At 65.1% G+C, this 22,989-nt stretch carries 18 protein-coding genes; 9 read left to right on the top strand and 9 right to left on the bottom strand.

Going from position 1 to position 22,989, the window contains the following annotated elements; translation table 11 throughout:
• Nucleotides 1-78 precede the first annotated feature (78 nt).
• The 4 genes from AC07ZH_RS19415 to AC07ZH_RS19400 all read right to left on the bottom strand — a co-directional run bounded on the left by AC07ZH_RS19415 (nucleotide 79) and on the right by AC07ZH_RS19400 (nucleotide 4,813).
• Nucleotides 79-1,338, bottom strand: coding sequence for a M20 family metallopeptidase (locus AC07ZH_RS19415; protein WP_495200969.1), 1,260 nt, complete (start codon nucleotides 1,336-1,338; stop codon nucleotides 79-81).
• Nucleotides 1,335-3,116 carry a 2-oxo-4-hydroxy-4-carboxy-5-ureidoimidazoline decarboxylase gene (uraD, locus tag AC07ZH_RS19410; RefSeq protein ID WP_495200968.1) on the bottom strand — a complete coding sequence of 594 codons (1,782 nt, stop codon included), beginning with the start codon at nucleotides 3,114-3,116 and terminating at the stop codon, nucleotides 1,335-1,337. Before uraD ends, AC07ZH_RS19415 begins: the two co-directional genes overlap by 4 nt.
• Before the next feature lie 64 nt (nucleotides 3,117-3,180).
• Complete coding sequence (puuE, locus tag AC07ZH_RS19405; protein WP_495200967.1) at nucleotides 3,181-4,131, bottom strand: allantoinase PuuE; 951 nt, start codon at nucleotides 4,129-4,131, stop codon at nucleotides 3,181-3,183.
• A 13-nt stretch (nucleotides 4,132-4,144) separates the two neighbouring features.
• Entirely contained in the window at nucleotides 4,145-4,813 is a 669-nt protein-coding gene (locus AC07ZH_RS19400; RefSeq protein ID WP_119108820.1) for a GntR family transcriptional regulator, read from the bottom strand.
• An 87-nt stretch (nucleotides 4,814-4,900) separates the two neighbouring features.
• Here AC07ZH_RS19400 and uraH point away from each other — a divergent pair, with 87 nt between their 5' ends.
• Complete coding sequence (gene uraH / locus AC07ZH_RS19395) at nucleotides 4,901-5,251, top strand: hydroxyisourate hydrolase (protein WP_119108819.1); 351 nt, start codon at nucleotides 4,901-4,903, stop codon at nucleotides 5,249-5,251.
• A gap of 169 nt (nucleotides 5,252-5,420) precedes the next feature.
• Here the strand turns inward: uraH and AC07ZH_RS19390 are convergent, their stop codons facing one another.
• Nucleotides 5,421-5,930 carry a hypothetical protein gene (locus AC07ZH_RS19390; RefSeq protein ID WP_495200966.1) on the bottom strand — a complete coding sequence of 170 codons (510 nt, stop codon included), beginning with the start codon at nucleotides 5,928-5,930 and terminating at the stop codon, nucleotides 5,421-5,423.
• Nucleotides 5,931-5,958: 28 nt separating this feature from the next.
• Here AC07ZH_RS19390 and xdhC point away from each other — a divergent pair, with 28 nt between their 5' ends.
• Both xdhC and AC07ZH_RS19380 read left to right on the top strand, forming a co-directional pair.
• A complete protein-coding gene (xdhC, locus tag AC07ZH_RS19385) occupies nucleotides 5,959-6,798 on the top strand; it encodes a xanthine dehydrogenase accessory protein XdhC (protein WP_495200965.1) in 840 nt (279 codons plus the stop codon).
• 193 nt (nucleotides 6,799-6,991) lie between these two features.
• On the top strand, nucleotides 6,992-8,224 hold the full coding sequence (locus tag AC07ZH_RS19380) for a urate hydroxylase PuuD (RefSeq protein WP_495200964.1): 1,233 nt from the start codon (nucleotides 6,992-6,994) through the stop codon (nucleotides 8,222-8,224).
• A gap of 33 nt (nucleotides 8,225-8,257) precedes the next feature.
• Here AC07ZH_RS19380 and AC07ZH_RS19375 read toward each other — a convergent pair whose 3' ends face one another.
• Complete coding sequence (locus tag AC07ZH_RS19375) at nucleotides 8,258-8,890, bottom strand: TetR family transcriptional regulator (protein ID WP_495200963.1); 633 nt, start codon at nucleotides 8,888-8,890, stop codon at nucleotides 8,258-8,260.
• A 172-nt stretch (nucleotides 8,891-9,062) separates the two neighbouring features.
• Between AC07ZH_RS19375 and AC07ZH_RS19370 the strand changes: the two genes are divergently transcribed.
• The 3 genes from AC07ZH_RS19370 to AC07ZH_RS19360 are packed head-to-tail and all read left to right on the top strand — an operon-like array spanning nucleotide 9,063 to nucleotide 15,006.
• Nucleotides 9,063-10,388, top strand: coding sequence for an efflux RND transporter periplasmic adaptor subunit (locus AC07ZH_RS19370; RefSeq protein ID WP_495200962.1), 1,326 nt, complete (start codon nucleotides 9,063-9,065; stop codon nucleotides 10,386-10,388).
• Nucleotides 10,389-10,400: 12 nt separating this feature from the next.
• Nucleotides 10,401-13,571, top strand: coding sequence for an efflux RND transporter permease subunit (locus tag AC07ZH_RS19365; protein ID WP_495200961.1), 3,171 nt, complete (start codon nucleotides 10,401-10,403; stop codon nucleotides 13,569-13,571).
• Entirely contained in the window at nucleotides 13,564-15,006 is a 1,443-nt protein-coding gene (locus tag AC07ZH_RS19360) for an efflux transporter outer membrane subunit (protein WP_495200960.1), read from the top strand. The genes AC07ZH_RS19365 and AC07ZH_RS19360 overlap by 8 nt, the downstream gene beginning before the upstream one ends.
• A 43-nt stretch (nucleotides 15,007-15,049) precedes the next feature.
• On the opposite strand, the gene AC07ZH_RS19355 is transcribed toward AC07ZH_RS19360, so the two are convergent.
• Nucleotides 15,050-15,244 (bottom strand): hypothetical protein, encoded by a 195-nt coding sequence (locus tag AC07ZH_RS19355; protein ID WP_495200983.1) that lies wholly within the window; start codon nucleotides 15,242-15,244, stop codon nucleotides 15,050-15,052.
• Between AC07ZH_RS19355 and AC07ZH_RS19350 the strand changes: the two genes are divergently transcribed.
• Both AC07ZH_RS19350 and AC07ZH_RS19345 read left to right on the top strand, forming a co-directional pair.
• Nucleotides 15,234-15,857, top strand: a complete 624-nt coding sequence (locus tag AC07ZH_RS19350; protein ID WP_495200959.1) for a Crp/Fnr family transcriptional regulator — start codon at nucleotides 15,234-15,236, stop codon at nucleotides 15,855-15,857. The two genes, AC07ZH_RS19355 and AC07ZH_RS19350, sit on opposite strands and share 11 nt — an antisense overlap.
• Before the next feature lie 297 nt (nucleotides 15,858-16,154).
• Nucleotides 16,155-18,215: a sensor domain-containing diguanylate cyclase gene (locus AC07ZH_RS19345; RefSeq protein WP_495200958.1), complete on the top strand. Its 2,061-nt coding sequence runs from the start codon at nucleotides 16,155-16,157 to the stop codon at nucleotides 18,213-18,215.
• 13 nt (nucleotides 18,216-18,228) lie between these two features.
• On the opposite strand, the gene xdhB is transcribed toward AC07ZH_RS19345, so the two are convergent.
• Both xdhB and xdhA read right to left on the bottom strand, forming a co-directional pair.
• Complete coding sequence (xdhB, locus tag AC07ZH_RS19340) at nucleotides 18,229-20,652, bottom strand: xanthine dehydrogenase molybdopterin binding subunit (protein WP_495200957.1); 2,424 nt, start codon at nucleotides 20,650-20,652, stop codon at nucleotides 18,229-18,231.
• On the bottom strand, nucleotides 20,649-22,148 hold the full coding sequence (gene xdhA / locus AC07ZH_RS19335; protein WP_495200956.1) for a xanthine dehydrogenase small subunit: 1,500 nt from the start codon (nucleotides 22,146-22,148) through the stop codon (nucleotides 20,649-20,651). Before xdhA ends, xdhB begins: the two co-directional genes overlap by 4 nt.
• A 219-nt stretch (nucleotides 22,149-22,367) precedes the next feature.
• Here xdhA and AC07ZH_RS19330 point away from each other — a divergent pair.
• Nucleotides 22,368-22,989 (top strand): LysR family transcriptional regulator (locus tag AC07ZH_RS19330; protein WP_495200955.1); only part of this gene is annotated, 622 nt, incomplete at its 3' end.

Here is a 22,989-nt window from a genome sequence, read left to right as displayed (position 1 = left end):
ACTGGATGCGCGGAGCAGACTAGCCGCCAGAAGGTGTCGGCCAGTGTAGGGCGCTGCGTGAGCGCGTGCAGGCCCGCTTTATGCCGATGGCGTCAGCAGGTCATGCAGTGAGCGCGCAATCACCTTGGTGGCGTGGCGCAGGTCATCCAGATCCAAGCGCTCGTCGGCGCGCTTGGCATGCGATTCGAGCACCGTGCGCGGGCCGGCGCCGTAGATCACGCCCGGAATGCCCTGCTCGGCGTACAGCCGCACGTCGGTGTACAGGGGGGTGCCCACGGCGGGTGGCACGGCGCCAAACACCTCGCCCGCGTGCTTTTGCAAGGCTTCCACCAGCGGTTGGTTGCCGGGCAGCGGCGTCATGGCGTGGGCCAGCAGCAGGCGGCGGATGTCCACCGTGATGCCCGGGCATTCGCCTGCCGCTTTGGCGATGCAGGCGCGGATGCCAGCCTCGACCTCAGCGGGGTTTTCCTCGGGAATCATGCGCCGGTCGAGCTTGAAAGTGACCTTGCCGGGGACGACGTTGGTATTGGTTCCGCCCTCGATGCGGCCCACATTCAGGTACGGGTGGGTGATGCCGGGAACCTCGGAAAGCACTTTGCGGTTTTCGATGTTGAGGGCGTACAGGGCGTTGAGGATATGCACCGCGCCCTGCAGGGCATCGACACCGGTGTCGGGCACGGCGGCATGCGCCATCTTGCCGTGCACCGTCACTTCCATTTGCAGGCAGCCGTTGTGTGCGGTGACCACCTCGTACGAGAAGCCGGCCGCCAGCAGCAAGTCAGGATGCGTCAGGCCGTGCTTGAGCAGCCAGCCCGGGCCGAGCAGGCCGCCGAATTCTTCGTCGTAGGTGAAGTGCAGCTCCACCGCGCCTTGCGTGGGTTTGGCGACCGCTTCGAGCGCGCGCACCGCGAAGGTGAAGCTGGCGAAATCGCCCTTGCTGACCGCGGTGGCGCGGCCGTACATCTTGCCATCCACGATCTCGGCGCCATAGGGGTCGTGCGTCCAGCCCTCGCCCGGCGGCACGACGTCGCCATGGGCGTTCAGCGCCACGGTGCGGCCACTGCCTGCAGGGCCGTAGGGGCGGCGCACGATCAGGTTGGTGATGCTCTGCATGCCATACGCCTGCACCTCGGCCTGCGGTACGGCGTGGCGCTCCACCTCGAAGCCCATGGGCGCTAGCAGCTCGGCCGTGCGCTCGGCGTGCGGCGCGTTGTTGCCGGGGGGCGTGTCGGTGGGCACGCGCACCAGGGCCTGCAAGAAAGCCACTTCCTCGTCGAAATGCTGGTCGATCCAGGCGTCAAGCGCTTGGTAGGGGGCGGCGGCGGTCGTGGCGGTCATGCGGGTTCCTTGGCAAGTTGGTGCAGCACATGGCCGAAGGCCTGCACGGCCAGCTCCATGTCGTCGTTGGTGGTCGATTCCAGCGGGTTGTGGCTGATGCCGGCGTTCTCGCCGCGCACGAACAGCATCGCCTGTGGCATGACTTCGTGCAGCTTCATGGCGTCGTGGCCGGCGCCGCTGGGCATGCGGTGAACGGGAATGCCAGAGGCCTCTACAGCCCGCTCCCAGCGTTGCTGCCAGGCGGCGGCACTGGGTGCGGCGGCGGCGCGCATGGATTCCTCCAGCCGATAGTGCAGGCCGCGGCGAGTGGCGATGGCGGCGAGCTGGGCCAGCACATCTTTGCTCAGTGCGTCGCGCCGCGTGTCATTCGGCGCGCGCAGATCCAGGGTGAACTGGCAGCGGCCGGGCACGACGTTAATCGACCCACTGGGCACGTTCAGCACGCCGATAGTGCCCACCGAGTTCCCGTCCTGCGCGGCCCGCTGCTCCACGTACAGCAGCAGCTCGGCCACGCCCGCTGCAGCGTCGCGCCGGCGGTCCATGGGGGTAGTGCCCGCATGGCTGGCCATGCCCAGCATCTCGCCGACGTAGCGCACGCCACCGTTGATGGAGGTGACGACGCCCAGCGGCAAATCGAGTTCATTGAGCACCGGGCCCTGCTCGATGTGGACTTCGATAAAACCCAGGTACTGCGCCGGGTCGCGTTGCAGCTTGGGGATGTCGGCAATGCACAGGCCGGCATGTTCCATGGCGGCACGCATGCTGACGCCGTCCGCATCCTGCTGCTCCAGCCACGCCGGGTTGAAGTGGCCGATGAGCGCGCCTGAACCCAGGAAGGTGGCCTTGTAGCGCTGGCCTTCCTCCTCGGCAAAGCCCACCACTTCGATGGCAAAGGGCAGGCGCTGGCCAGCGCGGTGCAGCTCGCGCACGCAGGCCATGGGCACGAAGATACCCAGGCGCCCGTCGTACTTGCCGCCGTTGCGCACGGTGTCGTAGTGCGAGCCGGTGAGCAGGGTCTTGGCCGCTTTTGCTTCGACGGCCGCGTGGTACTTGCCGACCACGTTGCCCACGGCGTCGATGCCGACTTCGTCAAAGCCGCAGTCGCGCATCCAGTGGCTGATGCGCTGCGCGCAGGCGCGGTGCGCATCGGTCAAATAGGTGACGGTGAGCAGGCCCTGTTCGGCGTAGCCGGGGTCGGAATGGCGGGCGAGCGACTCGTGCCAATCCCAGACCTCGTTGCCGAGTACGGGATGGGCGTCGAACTTGTCAGCGAGGCGGATTTCGGCAATGCGGTGGATGTTGCGCAGCGCCTCGGCGCGCTCGAAGTCGGGGTGGTTGTCCAGGCGCCGGGCAAAGGTCTCGATGATCTGGCTGCGGGACAGGCCCGTGCCGCGCGGGCCGCGCACTGCCAGGATGAAGGGGAAGCCAAAGCGCGCGTTGTAGTCTGCATTGAGCTGCTGGATGCGCGCGAATTCTTGGGGGGAGCAATCGGTCAGCCCCGCAGTGCCCTGCTCGTGGGTGGATTCGGCCGTGAGGGTCTGGCTCACCATGGCCTTGCCGGCCAGTTCCGGGTGGGCGCGAATCAGTGCGAGCTGCGCATCGGCCGGCGCATTGCGCACGGTGCTCGCCAGGGCGTGCTTGAGGTGGGCGAGCGAGCGAAACGGGCGCTCGGCCAGGGCTTGGCTTGCAATCCAGGGCGAGTGCTCGTAGACGCCGTCCAGCAGCGCCAGCGCCTCGGCGGGGCTGGCGGCGTTGAGTTCCTGCAGGGTCAGAACCATGGGCTTTCCTATCAAAAAGTGAGCTGCCAACGCTTACCAGATAAGCGCTAGAGGCCAATTTTGTTCAAATTTTTGGCGCTGGATGCTGCGTTGCCCAGTGGCGCGCAATGTCGATACGGCGGCACACCCACACGTTCTTGTGCTGCGCGATGTGGTCCAAAAAGCGCTGCAGGGCGGTGATGCGGCCGGGCCGCCCAAGCAGGCGGCAGTGCATGCCGATGCTCATCATTTTGGGCCGGTCCAGGCCCGCTGGGTCGCCTTCGGCATACAGCACGTCGAAGGTATCGCGCAGGTACTGGAAGAAGGGGTCGGCGTGCGAGTAGCCCTGCGGCAGGGCAAAGCGCATATCGTTGCAGTCCAGCGTGTAGGGCACGATGAGCTGGGGCACTGCGCTGCCGTCGGTTTTGCGCACCTTCATCCAGAACGGCAGGTCGTCGCCGTAGTAGTCGCTGTCGTAGGCAAAACCGCCGAAATCGGCCGCCAGGCGGCGCGTGTTCGGGCTGTCGCGGCCGGTGTACCAGCCTTCGGGGCGGGTGCCGGTGAGGCGTTCGACGATCGCCATGGCCTGCGCCATGTGTTCGCGCTCGACGGCTTCGGGTACCTGCTGGTAGTGAATCCACTTGAGGCCGTGGCAGGCGATCTCGTGGCCGGCCTGCACGAAGGCGCGGGCCACCTCGGGGTGGCGCTCCAGCGCCGTGGCGACGCCGAACACCGTGAGCGGCAGGCCGCGCTGCTGGAATTCCCGCAGGATGCGCCAGACGCCGGCGCGCGAGCCGTATTCGTAGATGCCCTCCATGCTGATGTGGCGCTCGGGGTAGCTCGCGGGGTTGAACATTTCCGACAGGAACTGCTCGGAGCCGGCGTCGCCATGCAGCACGCAGTTTTCGCCGCCTTCCTCGTAATTGAGCACGAACTGCACGGCAATGCGCGCGCCGCCGGGCCAGCGGGCATGCGGTGGCTTGGGGCCGTAGCCGACGAGGTCGCGCGGGTAGGCAAGGGTGCTGTCGTAAGTCATGGCGTGTGCAGATTCAAAGGGGCGAGAGCGCCAACGAAAGGTCGTTGACCGGGCGTTTGCGCTCGAAGGCGAGGCTGGCTTCCACATGTTCGAGGTGCTCGTGCATCAGTTGCACCGTACGTGCCTCGTCGCGCGCCGCCAGCGCGGCGACGATTTCCGCATGCTCCTCGTGCGAGTGCGCCGCTTCGCTGGCGCTCTGGTACATCAGCGTGATGAGCGCACAGCGCGAGATCAGGTCGCGCAGCAACTGGGCCAGCACGTCGTTGCCCATCAGTTCGGCAATGCGGACATGAAAGTCGCCCAGCAGTTCGGTGCGTCCGCTGGTGTCCTGGGCGCCCAGGGCCGCGGCTTCGCTGGCGACATGGGCGCGCAGCGTCTTGATCTTGGCCGGTGTGACGCTCTGCACAAAGGCGCGCACCATTTGCGTCTCCAGCATGCGGCGCACGGCAAACACCTGGCGCGCCTCGTCGGCCGACGGGGTGGAGACAAAGGCGCCGCGCGCGGGCTCCAGCGTCACCAGGCGGTTCTGCGCGAGCTGGAACAAGGCCTGGCGCACCAGCGTGCGCGAGACACCAAAATGGTCCGCGAGCTTTTGCTCCGCCAGCTTGGTGCCGGGCTGCAGGCGGTGCTCGACGATGGCGCGGGTCAGCGATTCGACAATGGCGTGGGTGGAGGATTCCATGGCGGCATGATAGGCGCGATTGCCAAAAGTGTATACACTTTCGGTGCACAGAAATTGCCCTGCCCCAGAACTTTAGGAGATCGCCTTATGGGCCTGAGTACCCACGTTCTCGACACCATGCATGGCTGCCCGGCGGCTGGCATGCGCGTCGCCCTCTTTTCCACCGACGGTGAGCAGGCCACGTTGCTCAAAGAGCTGGTACTGAACCAGGATGGACGTACCGATGCGCCGTTGTTCGACAACGCCTCGCTGCGCACCGGAACGTACCGCCTCACTTTTGATGTGGCGCGCTATTTCAAGGGCAAGGGCGTGGCCTTGCCGGAGCCGAATTTTCTCGGCCAGGTCCGTCTGGATTTCGGAGTGGCCCACGCCGATCAGCACTACCACGTGCCGCTGCTGGTCAGCCCCTGGAGCTATTCGACCTACCGGGGGTCGTAGCGAGAGTGGGCTGCGAGTGCGGAATAGGGCTCGGGCGATGAAGTGGGCGCGGCCCAGGTCAGGGATGCCGAGCAAGGGCCGCCCCGCAGTGAGGGCATCGTCCCCCTTCCCGGATGGCGCAGCCATGCGAGAGAAGGGGGAAGGCGCGAAGCGCCTCAGGGGGATGCACTTAGTCCTGCCCTTCCGTCAGGGTATCGAGTTGAAATTTGCCGCTCTTGTCCCACAGCCAGGTGTCGGTGTAGGTGACCTTGCCCATGCGGGCGGGCGCCGGGAAGGGGGCGGCTGCGCGCACGGTGCGCTCGATTTCGGCCATGACTTCTGGTGCCTGGTGCGGCGCGCGCATCCAGGATGTGCGCAGCACACGGCCTCGGGCGTCGATGTCCACTTGCAGCACCCCAATGGCATAGAGGAGCGGCGGCAAGCGGCCTTGGTAGATGCGGGATGCATTCAGGCCGTAGAGGTGGGTTGCGGCGTCCTGGCGGTAGGCGCGCGGGTTGCTCGCCGCCGAGGGGCGCGCCGAGCCCTTTGTCGCAGGGACAGGGCCGGTGACGTGGGGCACGCTGGGTGACGGACTGGGCGCCGAGCGGCAGGCGGCGATCAGGGCCGCGACCGAAGCCATGAGCCCGGTGCGAAACCAGCGCTGGCGTGGCACAGTCGGTGGCGGGGAATCGGGTTTCATAGCGATGGTCTTTGGAGGAGCTTGATTGATGGCATTTTTGCACCAGTTCCTGCAAGTTCTTCGTAGGGCGCCAGCCTGTCTTGTGACGATAGAGAGCACCGTGGGCTCCACGCCGCGCGAAGTGGGCGCGTGGATGGCGGTGTTCGAAGATCAGGTGCTGGGCACCATTGGTGGCGGCCATGTGGAGTTTGCGGCCATGGCCCACGCGCGCACCCGCTTGCTTGGTCCCAAGACCCTACCGAATGAAACCCTGCGCTACGCCCTGGGGCCCAGCCTGGGCCAGTGCTGTGGCGGCGTGATGCACTTGCGGTTTGAAAATCTCTCGGCGCAGGATGCTGAGCTTGCGGACCTGCAAAAACGCCTCTCGCCCGCGCTCGAGCCTCTGGCGCTGTTTGGCGGCGGCCATGTGGGCCATGCGCTGGTGCGCGTGCTGGCGCCTCTGCCTTTCGCGATCACCTGGATCGATAGCCGCGACGGCATTTTCCCGGACCCGGCGCCGGAGAACGTGGTGTGCGAGCATTCCGAGCCCGTGCACGGCGCCGTGCCGCAACTGGCGAGTGGCTCCCGCGTCTTGATCATGAGCTTCAGCCATGCCGAAGACCTGGACATCGTCGCTGCCTGCCTCACGCGCCACCGCACGGCGGCAGATCTGCCGTTCATTGGCCTGATCGGCAGCGCCACCAAATGGGCGACGTTTCGCAGTCGCCTGCGCCGCCGCGGCTTTTCGGCGGAGGAACTGCAGCATGTGACCTGTCCGATCGGGGTGCCAGGCATCCTGGGCAAACAGCCCGAGGTGATTGCCGTGGCCGTTGCGGCGCAGTTGCTGCAACAATTGAATGCTGGGTTTGAGGGTAAATCCGAGGTCTGATCGCCATCGCAGCGCTGGAATTGCACACAAAATTTGCATACACTTCGTGCCTGTGTCGCAGCGGTGCCCAGGGCGGGCGGGTCCAATGGCCCACGCACCCCGAGTGCGCGACCTCTTTTTCTGCTCAGAGCGCCCGCAGTGGTGAGCAGGCTGTCACAGCGGCGTGCATCGCAACCGCCGCGGAGGTCACCACATGGAAAGCTATCTGTTTGACTGGGCCAACCTGCTGCTGCGCTGGGTCCACGTCATCACCGCCATTGCCTGGATCGGCTCGTCGTTCTACTTCGTCTTTCTCGACAGCAGCCTCACGCCGCCGGAAGACGCGGAGCAAAAACGCCAAGGCGTCAGTGGCGAACTCTGGGCTGTGCACGGTGGGGGCTTCTACCACCCGGTCAAGTTCAATGTGGCACCGCCCCAACTGCCCAAGCATTTGCACTGGTTCTTTTGGGAAAGCTATACCACCTGGCTAAGCGGCTTCTCGCTGTTCACGGTGTCGTACCTTTGGAGCGCCAGCACCTATCTTGTAGACAAGTCCAAGATGGCATGGGCCCCCGCCGAAGCCATTGCCGTGGCGCTCGCCTTTCTGGTGGTGTTCTGGGTGCTGTACGACGCCATTTGCCGCGTGTTTGGCCAGAAGAAGAATGGCGACGCCATCGTAGGTTTGCTGGTGCTGGTGCTGGTGTGCACTGCCTCCTGGCTGGCCTGCCACTGGTTTGCGGGGCGCGCAGCCTTTTTGCTGGTGGGCGCCATGATGGCCACCGCCATGAGCGCCAACGTGTTTTTCTGGATCATTCCGGGCCAGCGCACCGTGGTGGCGCAAATCAAGGCCGGCCATCCGGTCGACCCGATCCACGGCAAGCGCGGCAAGCAGCGCAGCGTGCACAACACGTATTTCACGCTGCCGGTGCTGTTTGCCATGCTGAGCGGCCACTACAGCTTTACCTGGAACCACCCGCAGAACTGGCTGGTACTGATTCTGATGATGTTTGCCGGCGCCGCGATTCGCCAGTTTTTCGTCACGCGCCACGGTTACAAACTAGGGCGCAATGGCAACCCGCTGCCGTACGCGCTGGTAGGCATGGCGGTGATTGTGGGCGTCATCGTTTGGTTGCGGCCGGCTCCCGTGGTTGCGAGTACTACAAGTTCGATAGCTTCCAGCGCAAGCCAGTCAAGCGCTGCAGGGTTAATTGGCTATGAAAAACTCCATGCCGTTCTCGAACAACGCTGCTACATGTGCCACGGCGCCCAGGTACAGATGAAGAACATACGGCTCGATTCACCAGCCCTGGTACGACAGAACGCACAGAACATTTACCAGATGGTGGTGGTGCAAAAGCTCATGCCCATGAACAACGCCACCGGCATGACGGACGAAGAGCGTGCGCTGGTGGGGCGCTGGTTCGAGGCGGGTGCGCCGGTGCAATAGCGCCGACGCAATAGGGGGTGCTGCGCTGTGGCCTCAGGCAGGCGCGGCGCAGGCGGCATCGTCCAGTCCCAACCCCCGCAGCCAGTTTGCTACGGCGGCGCGGCCGGTTTCTGCCAGATCAAAGGCGTCTGGGTCCAGCAGCCAGCTTTGCAGCAGACCCTCCACCAGCGCCTGCAGGCCGATGGCTGCGAGCGTGCTGCTCAAGGGCGGTGGCTGCTTTTGCGCGGCAAATGCGATGGCCAGAGCACGTTCGCTGCGCGCCGTCCAGGCCCGGTGCGACGACAAATGCCGGGCGCGGATCGCGTCGAGTTCGCCGACATATTCAACGCGGTGGATCGCAATGCGCATGACGCGGCGCAGGTGCGGGTGGTGGGCAATGCCCTCAAGCGCTCCCACCAGGCCACAGCACAGCTGCGTCATATCGATGGCCGCCTCGTCGCACGGCATGTCGGGCGCGAGCGCCTCGGTGGCGCGCTCGACCATGGCATCAAACAGGGCGGCCTTGTCGGCAAAATGCCAGTAGATGGCACCGCGTGTGGTGCCTGCGGCCTTGGCAATGTCGGCCAGCGAGGTGCGCGAGACACCGTGTTCGTCAAACAGCAGCTCCGCCGCATCGAGCAATGCAGCACGGGTGATCTGGGCTTCAGCTTTGGTACGACGGGCCATGGTGCGGACTGAAAATCATGGCGGTCATGGTACATACATTCATGGTTGTATGTATAATTTTCTTCGCTTCCTGCTGTTGCACGCCACTGCGGCCCACCGCACGCGGTTTCCAAAGTCCTACTAGACTGGCGCGCTTGCCGGTACCGCTTGCCGCATTTCCGAAAGAATTTTCATGCCTGATCTGCAACGCGCCACGTTCGCCTCCGCGTTTTCTGCCTTTGCTTTTCTTGGTCGGCCGCCTCACGGCCTGAACCGTTTGGCCATTGCGGGCGCCATGGTGTTGGCACTCACCGCATGCAGCAAGGGTGATGCGCCGAAAGGGCCACCCGGTGGCGGGATGCCCCCGCCAGAGGTGGGGGTGATCACCGTTGAGCCGACCGAAGTGGGCTTGCTCACCGAACTGCCAGGCCGGCTCGAAGCCTCGCGGGTGGCGCAGGTGCGTGCCCGTGTGGCCGGCATCGTGCAAAAGCGCCTGTTTCGCGAAGGTAGCGATGTGAAAGCCGGCCAGTCGCTGTACCGCATTGACGACGCGCCGTATGCCGCCGCCATGCAAAGTGCACAGGCTGCTTTGGCGCGGGCTGAGGCCAATTTGTCGCAAAGTAGCGCACTCGCGCAGCGTTACAAGCCGCTGCTCGCGGCCAATGCAGTCAGCCAGCAAGATTACGCCACTGCCGTGGCTGCGCAGCAGGCCAATGCGGCCGATGTGGCGGCAGCCAAGGCAGCCGTTGCCACGGCGCAGATCAACCTGAAATACGCCAATGTGGTTGCGCCGATTTCCGGCCGTATCGGTCAGTCGCTCGTGACGGAAGGCGCGCTGGTCGGACAGGGCGACGCGACGCAGCTGGCGGTGATTCAACAGATCAACCCGCTGTATGTGAATTTCACCCAATCGGCAGCCCAGGTCATGGCACTGCGCAGCGCCCTTGAGGCAGGCCGTCTCAAGAGTGCCAGTGGCACGCAGGCCGCTGTGGTGCGTTTGGTGCTGGAAGATGGCACGGAATATGGAGAGCCAGCCAAATTGCTGTTCTCTGACCTGACGGTAGACGCCAGCACCGGTCAGATCACGCTGCGGGCCGAAGTGCCCAACCCCGGCATGCGCCTGCTGCCCGGCCTGTATGTGCGTGTGCGACTGGAGCAGGCGCAGGCCGGCAATGCGGTGCTTCTGCCCCAGCAGGCGGTCACCCGCTCCGCTGGTGGCGACAGCGTGCTGGTGGTGGGGGCCGATGGCAAGACCGTGCCACGCCAGGTCAAGCTCGGTGGACAGCAAAACGGCAATTGGGTCGTGCTCGAGGGGCTGCAAAAGGGTGAGCAGGTGGTGGTGGATGGTTTTCAGAAACTGCGCGGCAATGCGCCCGTCAAGGCCGTGCCATGGACCCCCCCTGGAGCCCAACAGTCTGGCGGCCCAGCCGGCCCGGCGGCCAGTGCGAGCACCGCGTCCCCGGGTGGCGCCAGCAGCGCGAAGGCACCGGCTTCACCCGCCAGCGCCGCAACGCGCTAAGGGGCGCACAGCATGGCGAAATTCTTTATTGACCGACCCATCTTTGCGTGGGTGATCGCGCTTTTCATCATGGTGCTCGGCGGCGTGGCCATCACGCAGTTGCCGATTGCCCAGTACCCGCCGGTGGCGCCGCCGTCTATCGTCGTATCAGCGGCGTACCCGGGCGCGTCCGCGCAGACCCTGGAAGACAGCGTGCTGTCCGTCATCGAGCGCGAGATGAATGGCTCACCGGGCCTGATTTACATGGAGTCGGTGTCTCAGGCCAACGGAACCGGCACCATCACGCTGAGTTTTGAGCCCGGCACCAACGCTGATCTGGCGCAGGTGGACGTACAGAACCGTCTCTCCCGCGCTGCGCCGCGCCTTCCGGCGGCAGTGACGCAGCAGGGCGTGCGCGTGGACAAGTCACGCAGCAACTTCTTGCTGTTTGCCATGCTCTCATCCGATTCGCCCGATTGGGATCCGGTGGCCCTGGGCGACTATGCTTCGCGCAACGTAGTGCCCGAGTTGCAGCGGCTCCCCGGCATTGGTCAGGCGCAATTGTTTGGTACCGAGCGTGCCATGCGGATCTGGATCGATCCAGACAAGCTGCTTGGCTACAACCTGAGCAGTGCCGACGTCACAGCAGCCATCCGCGGGCAGAACGCGCAGGTGTCGGCGGGTGAGATGGGCAGCCTGCCCAACGTCGCCGGCCAGGGTATTTCAGCGACGGTGGTGGTCAACGGCCAACTGGCCAGTGTGAAGGAGTTTGGCGCCATCATCTTGCGCGCCAACCCGAACGGCAGCACGGTGCGCCTGCGCGACGTGGCGCGCATCGAACTCGGAGGGCAGTCGTATGCCACCTCGGCCCGCCTCAATGGCAAGCCGTCTGTCGGCGTGGGTTTGCAGCTCGCGCCGTCGGGCAACGCTCTGGCGGCGGCCAAGGCGGTGCGCGCCAAGATGACCGAGCTGGAGCGCTTTTTCCCGCAAGGCATGAAGTGGTCGATTCCCTACGACAGTTCGCGCTTTGTGCAGATTTCCATCTCCCAGGTGGCGCAGACGCTGGCGGAAGCCGTCGGCCTGGTGTTTCTGGTGATGTTCCTGTTCCTGCAAAACCTGCGCTACACCATCATTCCGACCATTGTCGTGCCGGTGGCGCTGCTGGGCACTTTTGCCACCCTGCTGGCGCTGGGTTTTTCCATCAACGTGCTGACCATGTTTGGCATGGTGCTGGTGATTGGCATCGTGGTGGACGACGCCATTGTGGTGGTGGAAAACGTCGAGCGCATCATGAGCGAGGAGGGCCTGCCCCCGCACGAGGCCACACGCAAGGCGATGGGCCAGATTTCGGGCGCCATTGTGGGCGTGACGGTGGTGCTGATTTCCGTGTTTACCCCGCTAGCCTTCTTTGCCGGTTCGGTGGGCAACATCTACCGCCAGTTTGCCGCGGTCATGGTGGCGTCGATCGCCTTTTCCGCCTTCCTGGCGCTGTCGCTCACACCCGCACTGTGCGCGACGCTGCTCAAGCAGGTGGAAGCCGGGCACCACCATGCCAAGAGCGGTTTCTTTGGCTGGTTCAACCGGGGTTTTAGTCGCACGACCCACGGCTATGAAGGCATGGTGGCGCGCGTGCTGCGGCGTGCTCCGCGCACGCTGATCCTGTATCTCGCTATCGGTGTGGCGGCTGCAGTGGTCTATACGCGTCTGCCGACGTCTTTCCTGCCTGAAGAGGACCAAGGCACCATGCTGGTCAATGTCCAGCTTCCTCCTGGCGCTACCCAGGAGCGGACCCTGGCCGTAATGAAGCAGGTCGAAGGCTTCATGCTCAAGCAGCCCGAGGTGCAAAGCATGGTGAGTGTGCTCGGTTTCAGTTTTTCCGGCCAGGGGCAGAACGCGGCGCTTGCGTTCATCACACTGACCGACTGGGACAAGCGCAAGGGCCCAGGCAGTTCTGCCACGGGGTTGGCAGGGCGCGCGTTCGGTGCGCTCTCGAGTATTCGTGATGCCTTCATTTTCCCGCTTAACCCGCCGCCGATCCCCGAGCTCGGTTCTTCCTCGGGCTTCAGCTTCCGCCTGCAGGACCGCGCCGGCCTGGGCCACGACGCCTTGCTTGCCGCGCGCAACCAGTTGCTCGGCATGGCGGCCCAAAGTAAGGTGCTGTCCCAGGTGCGCCCTGACGGGCTGGAAGATGCGCCGCAATTGCAGATCGACATCGACCGTGCCCAGGCCAGCGCGCTTGGCGTGTCGTACGATGCCATCAACAGCACTATTTCCACGGCGCTGGGCTCGGCCTATGTGAACGATTTTCCGAATGCTGGGCGCCTGCAACGGGTGGTGGTGCAGGCCGATGCGCCTGCACGTATGCAGCCCGAAGATCTGCTAAAGCTCAACGTGCCGAACGCGCAGGGCAAGGCTGTGCCGTTCTCGGCCTTTGCGAGCACGCATTGGGTGACGGGTGCCATGCAGACCGTGCGCTACAACGGCTATTCGGCCATGCGCATCAGCGGATCGGCCGCACCCGGTCAGAGTACCGGCGCGGCGATGGCAGAAATGGAGCGGCTCGCCGCGCAGCTGCCGGCGGGTTTCGGCTACGAGTGGACTGGCCAGTCGCGCGAAGAAAAACTTGCGGGTTCGCAGGCCATCGTCGTGTATGCCTTCTCCATTCTGGCGGTGTTTCTGTGTCTGGCGGCGCTGTATGAGAGCTGGTCCATCCCGTTGTCGGTCATCCTGGTGGTGCCGCTGGGCGTGCTCGGTGTGCTGCTCGCGACGCTTTTGCGAGGCTATTCGAACGACGTGTATTTCCAAGTGGGGTTGGTGACCATCATTGGCCTGTCGGCCAAAAATGCGATCTTGATCATTGAATTCGCCAAGGACCTTCAGGCCCAGGGCAAGGGTGTGATTGAGGCGGCGCTGGCCGCTGCCCACTTGCGGTTTCGCCCTATCGTCATGACCTCCATGACCTCCATGGCCTTCACGCTGGGGGTGCTGCCACTGGCGCTGGCGACTGGGGCTGGCTCGGCCAGCCAGCGCGCCATCGGCACTGGCGTGATTGGCGGAATGTTGACCGGTACTGCACTGGCGGTGTTCTTTGTTCCCATCTTTTTCGTGTTGGTGCGCGGCCTGTTCAAGGGCAGTGCACGCCAACGCCAGTTCGATGCCCAGCATGCGCACCAACACAACGCGGCGGAGGATCACCATGCCTGAGGCCACCATGCTGCCCATTCCTACGCGCGTGTCCCGGCTGTGGCTGCTGGCGACCAGTGCGCTAGCTGTGTTGGCTACCGGCTGCTCGTTTGTGCCTACCTACCAGCGCCCTGAAGCGCCGATCGCGGCACAGTACCCTGAAAGCGCTGCCAGCACGGTGTCCAGTCAGCCTGCGGCAGACATTCCGTGGCAGGATTTCGTGCACGACGCACGCCTGCGGGCCATCATTGCGCGTGCCCTGGACGGCAATCGCGACCTGCGTCTGGCCGCCCTGGCCATTGAGCAGGCGCATGCGCAGTACCAGATCCGCGCCGCTGACAGCGTTCCCACCGTCAACCTGGCGGCCAGCGGAACGCGCCAGCCGGCGACCAATGGAAGTGGTGGTATCCAAAGCACCTACGCAGCGGGCGTTGCCCTGGCCTCCTGGGAAATCGACTTCTTTGGCCGCATTGCCAGTCTGCAAGAGTCGGCACTGGCCCAGTATTTGGCCACGCAGGAGGCGCGCAATGCGGTGCAGACCAGCCTGGTGGCAGCGCTTGCCAACGCCTGGCTGAGCCTTCAGACGAACGATGCCTTGCTGGCCTTGACGCAGCGCACGCTTGCCACGCGCGAAGATTCGCAGCGGCTGACCCAGTTGCGCTTTGACCAGGGGGTGAGCTCGGCACTTGATCTGCGCCAAGCCGAATCGCTCACGGCTGCTGCGCGCGCTACGCTCGCACAGCAGCAGCGCCTGCGTGCGCTGGACGTGAACGCGCTCACATTGCTGGCGGGAGGGCCCTTGCCAGATGACTTGCTTCGTACAGACGGCCTGCCATTGGCGACGTTTGCAGACGTCCCCGCGGGTCTGCCTTCAGACTTGCTGACACGCCGGCCTGACGTGCTTCAGGCCGAACAGCAGTTGCGCTCGGCCAATGCGAACATTGGCGCTGCCCGTGCGGCGTTCTTCCCACGCATTTCGCTGACGGCCAGCGCTGGAACAGGGAGCAGTGCGCTGTCCGGTTTGTTTAAGAACGGCTCCTGGGGTTGGACCTTGGCACCGCAGGCCTTGTTGCCGATTTTTGATGGTGGACGCAACCAGGCTAACCTGGATTCAGCACTGGTCGGTCGCAAGGTGGCCGTGGCGCAGTACGAGAAAACCATTCAGGTGGCGTTTCGGGAGGCGGCTGACGCGCTCGCAAGCCGATCCACGCTCGGCGAGCAGCTGACTGCGACACAGGCGCAAGCAAGCTCCGAGGCCGACCGTTTCCGCTTGGCAGACCTGCGCTACCGCAATGGTGTTGCCAGCTACTTGGACGTGCTCGACGCCCAGCGCTCGCTGTTTGCGACGCAGCAGAGCGTCGCGCAGATTGGGTTGGCGCGCCAACAAAACGAGGTGGCGCTGTACAAGGCATTGGGGGGTGGCTGGCGCGATGCGGCACCCGCAGCCGGGTCTTGAGCGCCATGCCAGAACCTTGCGTATCTGGCAGATTTTCTGATCATCATGCAGCGACCATCGTGTTTAGCTTGCTTGGAGATAGGGAAATCGGCAGGCCATCGATGTTGCATTGCAGCATGTGCATCGGCTTGATGCAAGACAAACGGCGCCTGTGCCAGAGGTCTGGTCGGCTGCCCTTTTGATATTGCTCAATATCTGCATTCTGACCACCTTGCAAAGTGGTTCGGATGTTGCCCAATCTCTCTTCTCCTCTCTCCGCTGCAGTGGAATCTGCGGTACCCGGCGAGGTGCTGCGGCAGCGCCATGAGCGCCCTCAGGACGTTTTGCATCTGTTGCAAGGGCGGGTGATCCTGTGTCTGCGTGTGGGGGAGCAGATCCGCCATCAGCTCGGCGTGGTCGACGGTCCGTTCTGGCTTGATGCTGCCTCTGCCATGCTGGAGCAGCCCTGTGCCGTCGATATGGTTGCCGAAACCCGGGTGCAATTGCGGCGCCAGCCTTTGCCGCAGTTTCGAATGGCGGTGGAGGCCTTGCCACGTGCGGCACAACTGTTGATGCATGACATGGCCATGGGTTACCACCAGCAAACGGAGTTGGCGGTGAGCCGCCTGGCGCAAGACGCCGAAGCGCGTTGTGCGCAGTGGCTGTTGCACCACGCGCAGAACGACGCCAATGGCGCGATGAGTGTGACGCTGCACCAGCGCAAACGCTTGATTGCTGCGCAGCTGGGCATTGCACCGGAAACTTTCTCACGCGTCCTGCGCAGCCTGCGCGAGCATGGCTTGATTCACGGCTCGGGCAATGTGCTCAAGCTCCTGCAGCCGCGCGCGCTGCAGGCCGTAGCGGGTGTTTGATACAGGTTCGCAATCAAAGAGGTAACTGCGTTGCTTCGCCTTGCCGTATGTCGGTACGGTTTGCGGCTTTGCGCCTTGCATCCCATCCCGATGCACGGCGCGCGTCATCGCGGTGACTTGTTCAGCATCGCCTTTGCGTGAGGCTGCCCTGTGGTTCTCAGGGTTTTCATACGCCCTGTTGCGGGTTCCACCCAGGCACGGTGACTGTGAGGGCTGCGTATATTCATCGGCAGCCATGTCTGCGATGTCGTTCTTACCTGTCACCGTGGTCGCATCGCGATCCCGATCAGCTGCGCCATGAACACGCGGCAGGACGCCAGGCATTTCGTGCTGCCAGGCACCTTGAGCCTGCGCGTGGTCTTGCTGCTGGTCGCTGCAGTGGCCTTGGCTGGGGCTTTCTCGGGCTGGGTCGCCACGCGCGCCGCCGCTGACGAAGCCCTCCAGCGGGTCGTGCGCCAGCAGGGCGATGAGGTGCAGACCTTGGCGCGCGTGCTCGCCAGCAAGATTGAACAAAGCCAGAAGGTGCTGCGCACCGTAGCCGCAGGCATTACGCCTGAAATGCTCGAAGCGCCATCGTCGCTCGATTGGCTGCTCCAGCAAGGCTTGCCTGCAGTGCAGTTTTTTGACGCCATGCAGGTGGCCCGGGCCGATGGATCGTTGCGCGTCAACCTGCAATATGGCGTGCAGGGGGAGGCCGCCGCCTTGGAGCCCGATGAGCGCGACACCCTGCGGCGCACGCTGGTGGAGGGAAAACCCATTGTGTCCGAGGTGGTCGGCAGCCGCGCCGGCGATGCGCGCGTGCTCTTCACCCAGCCGCTGCACGCCAAGGACGGGAGCGTAATGGGCGTGGTCGCGGGCGCATTGCGCCTGCAATCGCAGGGTCTGCTGCCCGCGTCCATTGCGCCTCCTGAACGCTCAGGCTCGCGCCTTGTGGTGTTCGCACGGGACGGCACTATCTTGTCCCATCCGGACCCCACGCGCGTGTTGGGGAATGTGAGCGATGAGCCGGGGCTGAAAAAGGTGAGCCAGCACTGGCTTGAGGCGCAGGGTGCGAGCGGTGATCGGATACTCACCGAAACAGTGTCAGGCCATGTGGTCAGCCTGGCGAGCATGCCGCTGCCGCAATGGACCGTTGCACGCATCAGCGATACACAGGCACTGCTGGCCCCTCTGAAGGGTGCGCAGCGCCGCGCGTGGTGGCTGGCAGCCATGGCAGTGGGCCTGATCGCGCTGGTCGCGGCGATGCTGAACCTTTGGCAGATGCAGCCACTGGCACGTCTGCGTGAGCGTGCGGTGCGGCTAGCGCAGCCGACCGGGTTCGACGATTCGGTGGCACCGGTGCAGGTCTGGAGCGACGAGGTGGCGGCGCTGGCACAGGTGCTGGAGACGTTTGTGCAGCAGCGCAATGGACAGCAGTTGCATGATCGGGCGCTGGCTGGGCGGCTGCAAGCCATTCTCGACCATGCCCCGGTAGGACTTGTGATTACCCGCGCTGCGCGCCTGAGCATGTTGGGACGCCAGGCCGCACAAATGCTGGGCTACGCGCCCGATGAATTGCAAGGCAAGGCTGTGCGCGCGCTGTACGGATCCGATGATGCGTATGGGCAATGGAAGAAGCGGGTACGCACTGCGTTTGCCGCTCACGGTGCTTTCGACGGTGACGTCTGTTTCGCACGCAAGGACGGTAGCCCGGTCTGGGCACGTGTGCAGGGGCGTGCCGCGGAGTCACCCGGCATGCTGGCGGGAACGGTGTGGATTCTGGAGGAATTGACGGCCGTGCACGAGGCGCGTCGACAGCGCGGGCGCGAACGCCTGCATGATCCTGTCACAGGCCTGCCCGACCGGCGCGCATTTGAAGATCGGCTCCGTGGGGTGCTGCTGGGTCGCGCGGCAGCAGGCCAATCGGTGGGCCACTCAGAACCTGACGCCCTGTGCGGCGTGGTCATGTACCTGGATCTGGACCATTTCACGTTGGTCAATGACATTGCGGGCCACGAAGCCGGCGACGACGTCTTGGCGCACGTTGCGCGCCTGCTGGAAGCGCAGGTGCGCCAGGCGGGTTGGGTCGCGCGGCTGGGGGGCGATGAATTTGTCGTCGTCATGCCTGCCTGCTCTGCTGCGCATGGTTTGGCTGTGGCCGAGCAATTGCGCGCTGCCGTGTCTGCCTGGGAGCCGGTGTATGGCGGTCGCAGCTTTACCTTCAGCGTCAGCATCGGCTTGGTGCCGTTGACCAGCGAGCTCAAAGATGTATCGGCGGTGCTGCGTGCCGCCGATATGGCGTGCTACGAGGCCAAGCGGGCTGGGCGCAATCGAGTGGTGATGCCGCGTGGAGCCGTGCAGTCGATGGTGGACACCTAGTCAGGCCTGCCGTTCATATACGGCAGAGTGCGCGCAGCACGTTCTCCGCGGTGGCAGGTGCCGTCAGCGCAACGGGGCCGTTGGCCTTGCCTCCTGGCCAGGCGGCGGCAATCGCGTGGCGCAGCGCCTCGTACACGCTGACCGCCAGCATGAAAGGCGGCTCGCCCACGGCCTTGCTGCCGCCCACGTTGTCTTCGCGGTTGGCCTCGGGCCACAGGGCGATGCGAAAGTGCTTGGGCACATCGCCGGTGGCAGGAATTTTGTAGGTGCTGGGCGCATGGGTGGCGAGCGCGCCGTCGGCCTTCCAGACCAGCTCCTCGGTGGTCAGCCACCCCATGCCCTGGATGAATCCGCCTTCGATCTGCCCGATGTCGATCGCCGGGTTGATGCTGTGGCCCACGTCGTGCAGGATGTCCACCTTGAGCACCCGGCTCTCACCCGTGAGGGTGTCGATCACCACCTCGCTGCAGGCGGCGCCGTAGGCGAAGTAGAAGAAGGGTCGGCCGGTCAGCGTCGTTTTGTCGTAATGGATTTTCGGCGTGCGGTAGAAACCGTCGCTCCAGAGCTGGATGCGGTTGGCGTAGGCCTCTTTGACCACTTCGTTGAAGCTGCGCCGGCCTTTGGGCGAGATGACTTCGCCACCTGCGAAGGAAATCTCGCCCGCGCCGCAGGTGTCGAGCCCGCAGACGAAAGAGGCCAGGTTGTCGCGGATGTTGCGTGCGGCGAACTGCGCCGCGCGGCCATTCAAGTCGGTGCCGCTGGACGCCGCCGTGGCGCTGGCGTTGGGGACCTTGCTGGTGTCGCTGGCCGTCACCAGCACCTGCGCCATCGGCACGCCCAGCTCGTCCGCCACGATCTGCGCCACCTTGGTGTGCAGGCCCTGGCCCATCTCGGTGCCGCCGTGGTTCACCTGCACGCTGCCGTCGGTGTACACATGCACCAGCGCGCCGGCCTGGTTGAACAAAGTGGCCGTGAAGCTGATGCCGAACTTGACCGGCGTGATCGCGATGCCGCGGCGCAGCGCTGTCTGCCGGGCGTTCCAGGCAGCAATCTCGGCCGCTCGCGCGCGGTAGTTGCAGGTTCGCTCCAGCTCGGGCATCAGCGCGTGCAGGATGTTGTCTTCCACCTGCATCTGGTAGTGCGTGGTGTCGCGCTTGCCTCCGCCCGCCAGTGGCTCGTCGCTGTAGAGGTTGGCCATGCGCACGTCAAAGGCGTCGAGCCCGAGCGCACCGGCAATATCGCCCAGAATGCGCTCGATCGCAATCACGCCCTGCGGGCCGCCGAAGCCGCGAAACGCGGTGTGGCTTTGTGTGTTGGTCTTGCAGCGGTAGGACGCCACCAGTACGTTTTCAAGGAAATAGGCGTTGTCGCAGTGGAACACCGCGCGGTCCGCCACCGGGCCGGACAGGTCGGCCGAGAAACCGCAATTGGCCAACATGGTCAGCACCAGCGCCGTGATGCGGCCGCGCGCGTCAAACCCCACCTCGTAGTCGTAGGCAAACGGGTGGCGCTTGCCGGTGACCAGAAAGTCGTCGTCACGGTCGAGCCGCAGCTTGACCGGCGCGCCGAACTTGTGCGCCGCCACGGCGGACCACACCGCCAGATGGCCGGCCTGCGTCTCCTTGCCGCCAAAACCACCGCCCATGCGCCGGCACTGCACGGTGACGGCGTGGTTGTCGATGCCCAGTGCGTGGGCCACCCAGTGCTGCACTTCGCCGGGGTGCTGCGTGCTCGAATGAATCCACCACTGGTTTTGTTCCAGTGGCAGGGCGTAGGCGATCTGGCCTTCCAGGTAGAAATGCTCCTGGCCGCCCACATCGAAACTGCCGCACAATTTGTGCGGCGCGCTCGCCATCGCGGTGTCGGGCGCTCCCCGGCGCACGAACACCGGCGGCAGCACGTAGCTCTGCTGCGCGTGCGCCGCGCGTGGGTCCAGCACCGCCGGCAGGGGGGCAATGTCCACCTGCACGGCGCGCGCAGCGCGGCGCGCCTGCATGACGGACTCGGCCACGACCACGCCAACCACCTGGCCCACGTGCTGCACGGTCTCAAAGGCGAACACCGGCTCGTCGTGCGCAAACGCGGCCAGCATCTTGTCGCCCGGAATGTCGGCCGACAGCACCACGCCACGCACGCCGGGCATCGCCAACGCGGCGGCTGTGTCCACACCGTTCAAGCGCCCGTGCGCCACTTTGGACAGGATGGGCGCGGCGTACAGCGTGCCCTTGAGCTCGGGCAGATCGTCGATGTAGCTGGCGTTGCCCGCCACCTGGGCACGGGCGCTCTCGTGCGCATGCGGATGGCCCAGCGCGCGCGGTGACGCGGCTGCCGCTTGGCTTTGCGGCGCGGGCGGCAGATCGCCCGCAGCGTGGGCTGTCACGGTCACCGGATCGGCCACGGCATCGCGGCTCAGGGAAAGTCCATCGCGTGCAGTCATGGCAATTCCTCCAAGGCCAGCAGGTCCAGGCTGGCCGGTGCACCCCCTTGGGTTTCCAGCCAGAAGCGCCGGGGCAGGGCGGCCAGCATGGCGCGGCGGTAGGCGCTGCTGGCGCGCATGTCCGAGATCGGATTGAACTCGGCCTGCAGTGCGGCGGTGGCGGCCTGCACCGTGGCTTCGCTCCAGGGCTGGCCGACGAGCGCGGCCTCGGCCGCGCGGGCGCGGGCCGGCGTGGCGGCGACACCGCCGGCACCTATCGAGGCTGCTTGAACAGAACCGTGTTCGATGGTGAGGTTGAGCACCAGGCACACCGCCGAAATGTCGTCGTCAAAGCGTTTCGAGACCTTGTAGGCGCGCAGCCGTTCATGCGGTTGGGGCAGGGGCACGTGGATGCGCAGGAGCAACTCGTCCACCGCCATCACGCTTTGCCGGTAGCCGGTGTAGAGGTCTTCCAGCGCCAGCTCGCGCGTGCCGCGCACGCTGCCCAGTTCGACGCGGGCGCGCAGCGCGATCAGGAGCGGCATCGAGTCGCCAATCGGCGAGCCGTTGGCCACGTTGCCGCCCAGCGTGCCCGAGTTGCGCACCGGCAAGCCGGCAAAGCGGGCGGCAAAGCGCAGGGCGTCGGGCCAGTGCTGCTGCAAGGCGCCAAAGGCATCGGCCAGCGTCACGGCGGCGCCAATGCGCAGGTGGCCGGCATCGCGCTCGATGCGGCGCAACTCGGCCGCCTGGGTGACGTCCAGGACCTGCGCAAACTGGCGGTGCTGCTTGGTGACCCACAAGCCCACGTCGGTGCAGCCCGCCACCACCTGTGCCTGCGGGTGTGCGGCGCGCGCCGCCAGCAGGGCCGCTTCCGTGGTAGGAGAAATATAGGTCAAATCAGGCTCTAGCGCTTGTCTATCAAGCGCTAGCAGCTTCAATTGTTGTAGCAATTTGGTTTCGTTGACGGCCTGCACCGGCAGATCGCCCATGGCCTGGGCGGCGTCCAGAATGGGGCGGTAGCCGGTGCAGCGGCACAGGTTGCCCGACAGGTCGTGCACCGCATCGGCGCGCGTGATCGCCTCGCCTTGGCAGCAGCGGTTCTGGTACATGGCAAACAGGCTCATGACAAAGCCGGGGGTGCAGAAGCCGCACTGGGAGCCGTGGCACTGCACCATCGCCTCCTGCGCGGGGTGCAAACCTGCCGTGGCTTTTGCATCGTTTGCTTCAATCAACGGGTCCTCGGTCAGGTCTTCCACCGTCCACAGCGCCATGCCGTCGATGGAATGCGCCAGGCGGATGCAGGCGTTGATGGCGCGGTAGCGGATGCGTTCGTCGGCGCCTGTGCCCTCCCTTTCGCCCAGCACCACGGTGCAGGCACCGCAGTCGCCTTCGCCGCAGCCCTCCTTGGTTCCGGTGGCGCCCAGGTCTTCGCGCAGCAGCTCCAGCAGCGTGCGCTCGGGTGGTACATTGGCCAGCGCTACAGGCTGACCGCGACGGATGAAGTGCAAGGGGCGCATGGACAAAGGGTACAGCGGTACAGGATGAGAGCGGATAACAAAACTCTCTTGGCGTTGTTGCTCTGCCTTGCCGTACGGTTTGTACTGCCTGCGGCAGAGCGCCTAGCCAAGATCGCTTCGCTGAGTTGTGTGATCCGCTCCAAATGCGGTTACTAAGGGTAGAACGCATTGCGCTGGCCCGCATAAGCGCCAGCATATGACGCGAATGCGCAAACAACTATGAGAGACCAAGCCCTTTTCGACAAGATAGACCTCCATCTCATAAGGGTCTTGCACACCGTGCTCACTGAACGCAGCGTATCGAGGGCCGCTATCCGTCTGGGCATGCACCAGCCGGCGGTGTCCAGCGCGCTCAAACGCCTGCGCGAGCTCGCGGGCGATCCGCTGCTGGTGCGCTCGGGCAGCAGCATGGTGCCCACCGATGCCGCGCTGCGCATGGTGGAGCCGGCGGCCGACATTCTGCGCAGCGCCGAGGCGCTGTTTTCCGATGCGCGGGGGTTTGATCCGCGCACCAGCACGCGCAGCTTTCGCGTCGCGGCCAGCGACTACCTGGACCCGCTGTTTCTGCCCCGCCTGGTGGCGCGCATCAAGGCCGAGGCGCCGCTGTGCCCGATCGAGATCCTGCCGCTCTCGCCCGACGCGCACTACCACGCGCAACTGGCCGATGGCGGGGCCGACCTGGTGATCGGCAACTGGCCCGAACCGCCGGGCGACCTGCACCTGGGCAAGCTGTTTGCCGATGAGGTGGTGTGCCTGGTCTCGCGCGAGCATCCCGCCGTGCGCCGCGGCTGGAGCCTGGACGACTGGCTGCAGGCCGAGCACATTGCCCCCACGCCCACCC

The sequence above is a fragment of the Simplicispira sp. GW247-4R2A genome (assembly GCF_059424465.1).
Note: the sequence above shows the minus strand (reverse complement) of the source record. Positions and strands in the feature narration are given on the sequence as shown.

Coding starts and splice junctions, on each gene's coding strand:
- uraD (WP_495200968.1), bottom strand. CDS start 3,116: ATGGTTCTGACCCTGCAGGAACTCAACGCCGCCAGCCCCGCCGAGGCG.
- puuE (WP_495200967.1), bottom strand. CDS start 4,131: ATGACTTACGACAGCACCCTTGCCTACCCGCGCGACCTCGTCGGCTAC.
- xdhB (WP_495200957.1), bottom strand. CDS start 20,652: ATGACTGCACGCGATGGACTTTCCCTGAGCCGCGATGCCGTGGCCGAT.
- AC07ZH_RS19375 (WP_495200963.1), bottom strand. CDS start 8,890: ATGGCCCGTCGTACCAAAGCTGAAGCCCAGATCACCCGTGCTGCATTG.
- AC07ZH_RS19345 (WP_495200958.1), top strand. CDS start 16,155: ATGAACACGCGGCAGGACGCCAGGCATTTCGTGCTGCCAGGCACCTTG.
- AC07ZH_RS19415 (WP_495200969.1), bottom strand. CDS start 1,338: ATGACCGCCACGACCGCCGCCGCCCCCTACCAAGCGCTTGACGCCTGG.
- AC07ZH_RS19350 (WP_495200959.1), top strand. CDS start 15,234: ATGTTGCCCAATCTCTCTTCTCCTCTCTCCGCTGCAGTGGAATCTGCG.
- xdhA (WP_495200956.1), bottom strand. CDS start 22,148: ATGCGCCCCTTGCACTTCATCCGTCGCGGTCAGCCTGTAGCGCTGGCC.
- AC07ZH_RS19390 (WP_495200966.1), bottom strand. CDS start 5,930: ATGAAACCCGATTCCCCGCCACCGACTGTGCCACGCCAGCGCTGGTTT.
- xdhC (WP_495200965.1), top strand. CDS start 5,959: ATGGCATTTTTGCACCAGTTCCTGCAAGTTCTTCGTAGGGCGCCAGCC.
- AC07ZH_RS19370 (WP_495200962.1), top strand. CDS start 9,063: ATGCCTGATCTGCAACGCGCCACGTTCGCCTCCGCGTTTTCTGCCTTT.
- AC07ZH_RS19365 (WP_495200961.1), top strand. CDS start 10,401: ATGGCGAAATTCTTTATTGACCGACCCATCTTTGCGTGGGTGATCGCG.
- AC07ZH_RS19380 (WP_495200964.1), top strand. CDS start 6,992: ATGGAAAGCTATCTGTTTGACTGGGCCAACCTGCTGCTGCGCTGGGTC.
- uraH (WP_119108819.1), top strand. CDS start 4,901: ATGGGCCTGAGTACCCACGTTCTCGACACCATGCATGGCTGCCCGGCG.
- AC07ZH_RS19360 (WP_495200960.1), top strand. CDS start 13,564: ATGCCTGAGGCCACCATGCTGCCCATTCCTACGCGCGTGTCCCGGCTG.
- AC07ZH_RS19400 (WP_119108820.1), bottom strand. CDS start 4,813: ATGGAATCCTCCACCCACGCCATTGTCGAATCGCTGACCCGCGCCATC.